The sequence below is a fragment of the Caulobacter sp. P4_E5 genome (assembly GCF_056401555.1).
Genome location: NZ_JBFUJD010000020.1, coordinates 56033 through 62115, shown reverse-complemented (window position 1 = coordinate 62115; position 6083 = coordinate 56033). Strand labels below are relative to the sequence as shown.

6 protein-coding genes are annotated in these 6083 nt (G+C 70.3%); 3 read left to right on the top strand and 3 right to left on the bottom strand.

The window, feature by feature from the left end; genetic code table 11:
* Positions 1–30: 30 nt before the first annotated feature.
* Complete coding sequence (hutG, locus tag AC1DSO_RS09030) at positions 31–852, top strand: N-formylglutamate deformylase (RefSeq protein ID WP_477068502.1); 822 nt, start codon at positions 31–33, stop codon at positions 850–852.
* Positions 849–2513: a urocanate hydratase gene (gene hutU, locus AC1DSO_RS09025; RefSeq protein ID WP_477068501.1), complete on the top strand. Its 1665-nt coding sequence runs from the start codon at positions 849–851 to the stop codon at positions 2511–2513. The genes hutG and hutU overlap by 4 nt, the downstream gene beginning before the upstream one ends.
* Positions 2514–2660: 147 nt before the next feature.
* Here the strand turns inward: hutU and AC1DSO_RS09020 are convergent, their stop codons facing one another.
* Both AC1DSO_RS09020 and AC1DSO_RS09015 read right to left on the bottom strand, forming a co-directional pair.
* Complete coding sequence (locus AC1DSO_RS09020; protein ID WP_477068500.1) at positions 2661–4208, bottom strand: glycine betaine ABC transporter substrate-binding protein; 1548 nt, start codon at positions 4206–4208, stop codon at positions 2661–2663.
* The gene (locus AC1DSO_RS09015; RefSeq protein ID WP_477068499.1) at positions 4201–4965 is read right to left on the bottom strand and encodes an ATP-binding cassette domain-containing protein; all 765 of its coding nucleotides are present in this window, start codon (positions 4963–4965) and stop codon (positions 4201–4203) included. Before AC1DSO_RS09015 ends, AC1DSO_RS09020 begins: the two co-directional genes overlap by 8 nt.
* A 170-nt stretch (positions 4966–5135) precedes the next feature.
* Between AC1DSO_RS09015 and AC1DSO_RS09010 the strand changes: the two genes are divergently transcribed.
* Positions 5136–5303, top strand: a complete 168-nt coding sequence (locus AC1DSO_RS09010) for a hypothetical protein (protein WP_477068498.1) — start codon at positions 5136–5138, stop codon at positions 5301–5303.
* A gap of 460 nt (positions 5304–5763) precedes the next feature.
* On the opposite strand, the gene fliE is transcribed toward AC1DSO_RS09010, so the two are convergent.
* Positions 5764–6078 carry a flagellar hook-basal body complex protein FliE gene (fliE, locus tag AC1DSO_RS09005; protein WP_477068497.1) on the bottom strand — a complete coding sequence of 105 codons (315 nt, stop codon included), beginning with the start codon at positions 6076–6078 and terminating at the stop codon, positions 5764–5766.
* Between the last annotated feature and the right edge of the window lie 5 nt (positions 6079–6083).

Genomic DNA, 6083 nt, shown 5'->3' with positions numbered 1-6083 from the left:
GGGGAGGTCGGGATTTAGGGAGCTTGGAGCATGAACGACTGGCTCCAAGTCACGCCCGGCGCCGCCCCACTGATCATCTCCCTCCCCCACACCGGCACGAACATCCCCGCCGACCTCGAACCTCGCCTCACCTCCCGCTGGCTCGCCCGCAAGGACGCCGACTGGTGGGTCGACCGGCTGTACGCCTTCGCCGAGGGCCTGGGCGCGACGCTGGTGCGGACGGCGGTCTCGCGCACGGTCATCGACGTCAATCGCGACCCGTCGGGCGCCTCGCTCTATCCGGGTCAGGCGACGACGGAGCTCTGCCCCACCACCACCTTCGACGGCGAGGCGCTCTATCGCGACGGCCAAGCGCCCGATGAGGCCGAGATCGCCCGCCGGCGTGAGACGTACTTCGAGCCCTACCACGCCGCCCTCCGCGCCGAGATCGAACGCCTGCGCGCCCTCCATCCGCGCGTGGTGCTGTACGAAGCCCACTCGATCCGCTCGCGCGTGCCGCGCCTGTTCGCCGGCGAGCTGCCGCAATTCAACCTCGGCACCAACAGCGGCCAGAGCTGCGACGCCGCCCTTACCGCCGCCGTCGAAGCCGCCTGCGACGCTTCGGGGCGCTCGCGCGTCACCAATGGCCGTTTCAAGGGCGGCTGGACGACGCGCCACTACGGCCGGCCTTCCGAGGGTGTTCACGCCCTCCAGATGGAGTTGGCCTGCCGGGGTTACATGGACGATCCGTCTGAGCCGCCGACACCCGACACCTGGCCCACGCCCTTCCACGCCGACCGCGCCGAACCGCTGCGCGCGGTGCTGGAAGACGTGCTTTCCGCCTGCCTCCAATTCACCCGGAGTCCCGCATGACCCGCCGCGACAACACCCGCGTCATCCGCCCCGCCACCGGGACCGAACTTTCCGCCAAGTCGTGGCTGACCGAAGCGCCGCTGCGGATGCTGATGAACAACCTGCACCCCGACGTCGCCGAGCGGCCCGAGGAGCTGGTCGTCTATGGCGGCATCGGCCGCGCGGCCCGCGACTGGGAGAGCTTCGACAAGATCGTCGAGACCCTGCGCCGGCTGGAGGACGACGAGACGCTGCTGGTCCAGTCCGGCAAGCCGGTCGGCGTGTTCCGCACCCACGCCGACGCACCGCGCGTGCTGATCGCCAACTCCAACCTGGTGCCGCGCTGGGCCACCTGGGAGCACTTCAACGAACTGGATCGCAAGGGCCTGGCCATGTACGGCCAGATGACCGCCGGCTCGTGGATCTATATCGGCGCTCAGGGCATCGTGCAGGGCACCTACGAGACCTTCGTCGAGATGGGCCGCCAGCACCACGGCGGCGATCTCTCGGGCAAGTGGCTGCTGACGGCGGGCCTGGGCGGCATGGGCGGCGCCCAGCCGCTGGCCGCGGTGATGGCCGGGGCCTCGTGCCTGGCCATCGAGTGTCAGCCCTCGCGCATCGAGATGCGGTTACGGACCGGCTATCTCGACCGGTCCACCGACAGCGTCGACGAGGCCCTGGCCTGGATCGAAGCGGCCAAGACCGACGGCAAGCCCATCTCGATCGGCGTGTTGGGCAACGCCGCGGAACTGCTGCCCCAGATGTTCGAGCGCGGCATCCGCCCCGAKCTGCTGACCGACCAGACCAGCGCCCATGACCCGATCAACGGCTACCTGCCGGCCGGTTGGAGCCTGGAACAATGGGCCACCGCCAAGGAGCGCGATCCGGAAAGCGTCAACCGCGCCGCCCGCGCGTCGATGGCCGTGCATGTGAAGGCCATGCTCGACTTCCAGGCCGCCGGCGTGCCGACCGTCGACTACGGCAACAACATCCGCCAGATGGCCCTGGAGGAAGGCGTGGCCAACGCCTTCGACTTCCCGGGCTTCGTGCCGGCCTATATCCGCCCGCTGTTCTGTCGGGGGATCGGGCCGTTCCGCTGGGCGGCGCTGTCGGGCGATCCCGAGGACATCGCCAAGACCGACGCCAAGGTCAAAGAGCTGATCCCGGACAATCCGCACCTGCACAACTGGCTCGACATGGCCGCCGAGAAGATCAAGTTCCAGGGCCTGCCCGCCCGCATCTGCTGGGTCGGCCTGGGCGACCGTCACCGCCTGGGCCTGGCCTTCAACGCCATGGTCGCCAGCGGCGAGCTGAAAGCCCCGGTGGTCATCGGCCGCGACCACCTSGACAGCGGCTCSGTCGCYTCGCCCAACCGCGAGACCGAGGCGATGAAGGACGGCTCGGACGCGGTGTCGGACTGGCCGTTGCTGAACGCCCTGCTCAACACCGCCTCGGGCGCGACCTGGGTGTCGCTGCACCACGGCGGCGGGGTCGGCATGGGCTTCTCGCAGCACGCGGGCATGGTGATCGTCTGCGACGGCACCGAGGCGGCGGCCAAGCGGATCGCGCGGGTGCTGTGGAACGATCCGGCCTCGGGCGTGATGCGGCACGCGGATGCGGGGTACGAGGACGCGGTCGCCTGTGCGCGGGAGAAGGGGCTGGATCTGCCGGGGATTCTTTAACCCGCCGGGACGCCCCCTCCGTCACGTCGCCTATCGGCGCCGCGCCACCTCCCCCGCTACGCAGGGGAGGATGACCCCCTCCTCACCCGTGGAACGGGGGAGGTGGCGCGCTGCGAATACGCAGCGTGACGGAGGGGGCGTCCGGCTCTAGCGCGTCAGCATCCCGGCCGCCTCGGCCGGGCTCTTCTTGCCCGTGTCCCGATCCACCGCGTAGTTGGCCGCCTGCATCGCTTCGACGTCGATGCTCCCGCCCAGCGGTTTCAGCGCCTCGAGCAACCGCCGATCCCCCGCCCGCTTGGGCGAGACCAGGATCACCGCGTCATAGGGCGGCAGCGCGCCCTTCGGGTCGCCCAGCAGAACCAGATTGTCGGCCGCGATCCGCCCGTCCGACGAGAAGGCCGAGATCACGTCGGCCTCGCCGCTGGCCAGCGCCCGGTACATGAAGGTCGGCTGGAACTGGCGCTTGGCCTTGAAGCGCAGGCCGTAGGCTTTCTCCACCCCCGCCCATTCCGGTCGCGAGAAGAACTCCAGGTCGCCGCCCATCACCAGGTCCGGCGCCTTGGCCGCCAGGTCGACCAGGGTCTTCACGCCCAAGGCCTGAGCGCGGTCGCGGCGCATGGCCAGTGCGTAGGCGTTTTCGAAGCCCAGCGGGGCCAGCAGTATGACGCCGTCGCGGCGCTTCAGCTCGGTCCGCAGGCCGTCCAGCACCGCTTGGCGGCCGGGGTTGTCGGTCCGGTTCAGGACGTTGGCCCACAAGGTCCCGGAATAGTCGACATAGGCGTCGATCTCGCCGGCCGCGAGGGCGCGATAGGCGACCGCCGAGCCGAGGTTGACGCGCCGCTGGACGCTGGCGCCCTCGGCCTCCAGGCGGCCGGCCATCAGCTCGGCCAGGATATATTGCTCGGAGAAGTTCTTGGCCCCGATCACATAGGCCGGCCGCCCTTGCGACAGCGCCGCGCCCGCCAGCGGCGCCACAGCCGCCAGCAGGCCCAGCGCCAGGCCCGCGCCGCCCGCCCACAGGCGTCTTGGATCGCGTCGCGCCACGCCGCCCTCGATCAGACCCAACAGCTGGTCGACGACCATCGCCAAGCCCGCCGAGGCCGCGCAGCCGACCAGCACCGCCACCCAGTCCTCGGTCTGCAGGCCGGAGAAGATGTAGTCGCCCAGCGAGGTCTGGCCGACGGGCGTGGACAGGGTCGCCGCCCCGATCGTCCAGACGGCGGCGGTGCGGACGCCGGCCATGATCACCGGCGCGGCCAGGGGCAGCTCGACGCGCCACAGCCGCTGGCGATCGGTCATGCCGACGCCGCGCGCCGCCTCGACCACGGCCGGATCGACGCCGGAAACGCCCGCCGCCGCGTTCCGCAGGATCGGCAGCATCGAATAGAGGGTCAGGGCCAGCAGCGACGGCAGGAAGCCCAGGGCCGGGAAGCCATGGCCCAGCACCTTCACCGCCAGGCCCGACAGCAGCAGCAGCAGCGGATAGAACAGGGCCAGCAGGGCCAGGCTCGGAATGGTCTGGACCAGGCCGGCGGCGGCCAGGGCGATCCACTTCAGGCGCGGGTTGCGGGCGGCGGCGATCCCCAGCGGCAGGGCTACGGCCAGGCCCAGGGCCAGGGCGGCGGCCGACAGGGTCACGTGCCAGCCCAGGCGCTCGGGCAGGACGGCGAGGGCGGCGTTCAGACGATCAGCCACGGGCCAGCTCCGCCAGGCGCTGCGCCTGCTTGCGCGGCGCGGCGATCAGGTCGGCGACGACCGGGTCGGGATGGCCCGCCAGCAGATCGCGGGGCGGCGCGTGGGCCAGCACCTGGCCGCCGGCCATCACCACCACCTCGTCGGCCAGCAGCAGAGCCTCGCCGACGTCGTGGGTGACCATCACCGTGGTCAGGCCCAGGGCTTCGTGCAGGCTCCGGACGTCGTCGGCCAGGGCGACGCGGGTCACCGGGTCCAGCGCGCCGAACGGCTCGTCCATCAGCAGGATCGAGGGCCGCGCCGCCAGGGCCCGCGCCACGCCGACCCGCTGGCGCTGACCGCCGGACAGTTCCGACGGCGCCCGGCCGGCGACCTCGCGCGGCAGGGCCACGAGGTCCAGCAGCTCATCCGCCCGCGCGGCGATCTCGCCCTCTGGCCAGCCCAGCAGGTTGGGCGTGATCCCGATGTTCTGGGCCACGGTCATGTGCGGGAACAGGCCGATCTCCTGGAAGACATAGCCGATCCCGCGCCGCAGCTCCGGGCCCGGCCGGGCCGCGACGTCGACGCCCTCGACCAGCACCCGGCCGGTGGTCGGCGTCGACAGGCCATTCATCAGCTTCAGCAGCGTGGTCTTGCCCGCCCCCGATCCGCCGACCAGGGCGACGAAGCGGCCTTTGGCGATCGACAGCGTGGTCGGCGCCAAGACGGCCTGGCCGCCATACGACTTGCCGGCCCCGTCCAGAACAATGGCTTTGGTCATGCGGGCTCCGGCGGCGGGTGAGACTCAACCTTCGCCGACCTCACACGTTGAATCAAAGCCCCAAGACGGTTCGTGCGTTCGGGGGTGCGACAAGGCGGCGCGCGACAGGTCGTCAGGTTCGCGGAGGCCGAGTCAATCTCGACCATGGGGTCATGGTTAAGGAGCTTTCCATGAACGTCGCGTCGCAAGCCCGTCCGTTCGATCCGCGCCCCCGTCGGGCGCAGAGCCGTTCGCCCCGCCAATGGCCGCTCGGCTTCGCCGTGCTGCTGGCCTCGGTGCTGAACGCGATCGTCTGGGGCGGCCTGTTGGCGGTAGCCAAGGCGTTCCTGCACCTGTGAGCCCCCTCGTTCAGTAAGCGTAGCGTTTCTATTTCTCCCCTGAAGCGAACTGGGCCGCCCCCTTCCCTCGGAGGCGGCCCTTCTTTTTGGGTGCGATCGAAGCGGATCCGCGAACGTCAGTTCAGGGTGGTTGGCGGCCATCCGGAATCCCTCTCTCTGAGAGAGAGGGAGGGGCCCGCCGCGAAGCGGTGGGAGGGTGAGAGGTTTCACCGCTGGCCGGTGAATCCTGAGCCTTCCATTGAAGTATCTCAAAAGTGAACCCGGGCTTGCACCGCCGTCGCCGCTGCCGCTTTGGCCGGAGCGTCGTTCGGAAAGGGTGTAACCACTCACCCTCCCACGCCTGCGGCGTGGGCCCCTCCCTCTCTCTCAGAGAGAGGGGTTTGGGGAACGTCCGACTTGGGTCGAAAGCGGACCTCCGTCAGCGGCGGTGCGCTTCTCGGGAGGCCGCGCCGAAGCGCCCCTAGATCGGCATCCGCATGATTTCCTGGTAGGCCGAGATCACCTGGTCGCGCACGGCCATCACCGTCTCGAGGCTGGCCTCGGCCGAGCTGATGGCGGTGACCACGTCGACCAGTTCGGCCTTGCCGGCCACCTGGTCGGCGATCTTGTGTTCGGCGACCTTCGAGGCCTTGGTCGCGCCGTCCATGGTCGACTTCAGCAGCTCGCCGAAGTCGATGCCGCCCTTCTTTTCAGAGCCGCCGATTCCACCGATGGAACCGATGCCCATGGCGCCTTGCGAGGCATAGGCCTTGGCGGCGGCGAGCGCGGTGATCATGGCCT